This window comes from Curtobacterium luteum (genome assembly GCF_001475545.1).
GTDB lineage: Bacteria > Actinomycetota > Actinomycetes > Actinomycetales > Microbacteriaceae > Curtobacterium > Curtobacterium luteum_A.
In genome coordinates this window covers 1-745 of sequence record NZ_LDQC01000168.1, presented here as the reverse complement: position 1 = coordinate 745, position 745 = coordinate 1, and the positions used below count along the sequence as shown (strand labels likewise).

Sequence of the window (745 nt, the reverse complement as noted above, 5' to 3'; positions counted from 1 at the left end):
CCCGCTGCGCAACCGCTCCGTCGAAGACCTGGAATCGTCCGGAGACGCACGGGCGGCTATGTCCCGCGATGCCGAGTCGGACGAGCCGGAGGATCAGGCACCGTAGGGAGAGGCAATGGTGGGGTACTATGACCCGTACGAGCACGCCGACGCGTTGGGCATCGAGGTCATCCACCGAAAGCTCAGGACGGCCAACGGCTTCTGGTACCCCGACCACAGCCTCATCGTCATCAGGCAGGGCATGCGCGCCGTGCACGACAAGTCAGCGCTCGCGCACGAGCTCGCCCACGCGACGCTCGGGCACCGCGACTCGACGCCGAAACACGAGAAGACGGCCGACCGCTTAGCGGCCGGCCGTCTCATCAACGCGGGGGAGGCTCTTGCTGTGTGCCAGTGGACTGACGACCCGGCGAAGATCGCTGCCGAGTTAGGCGTCAGTCAACGGCTGTGGTCCGTCTGGTTCAGTACCTACGGTGAGCAGCTTGGACATCTTGGTGAGGGCGTCGCGTAGTGCACGCTGGTTGCCACGTGACCGGTACCGCCGCGACATGCCGATGGTGGAGTGCCCCACGATTTCGGTGATGACTGCTTCGGGCACTTCGGCTTCGTAGAGCAGGTCAACGGTGGTGTGACGGGCGTCGTGCAGGCGTGCGTCATTCACTCCTGCGCGTTCGAGTAGGGCATGCCACGCACGGTTGTCGACGCCGGGATCGAGGGGTGAGCCGTCCAGGGGGAGTAGGACGCC

The 745-nt window shown here is 65.6% G+C and carries 2 protein-coding genes; one reads left to right on the top strand and one right to left on the bottom strand.

Annotation, left to right across the window (positions count from 1 at the left end; genetic code table 11):
• The first annotated feature begins 115 nt into the window (after positions 1–115).
• Positions 116–511: an ImmA/IrrE family metallo-endopeptidase gene (locus NS184_RS16935; protein ID WP_058727230.1), complete on the top strand. Its 396-nt coding sequence runs from the start codon at positions 116–118 to the stop codon at positions 509–511.
• Here the strand turns inward: NS184_RS16935 and NS184_RS18990 are convergent.
• On the bottom strand, positions 428–730 hold the full coding sequence (locus NS184_RS18990) for a tyrosine-type recombinase/integrase (protein WP_083513803.1): 303 nt from the start codon (positions 728–730) through the stop codon (positions 428–430). The genes NS184_RS16935 and NS184_RS18990 overlap by 84 nt on opposite strands.
• Positions 731–745 lie beyond the last annotated feature (15 nt).

Excerpts from the sequence above, each read along its gene's own strand:
- NS184_RS16935 (WP_058727230.1), top strand. The coding sequence starts at position 116 with ATGGTGGGGTACTATGACCCGTACGAGCACGCCGACGCGTTGGGCATC.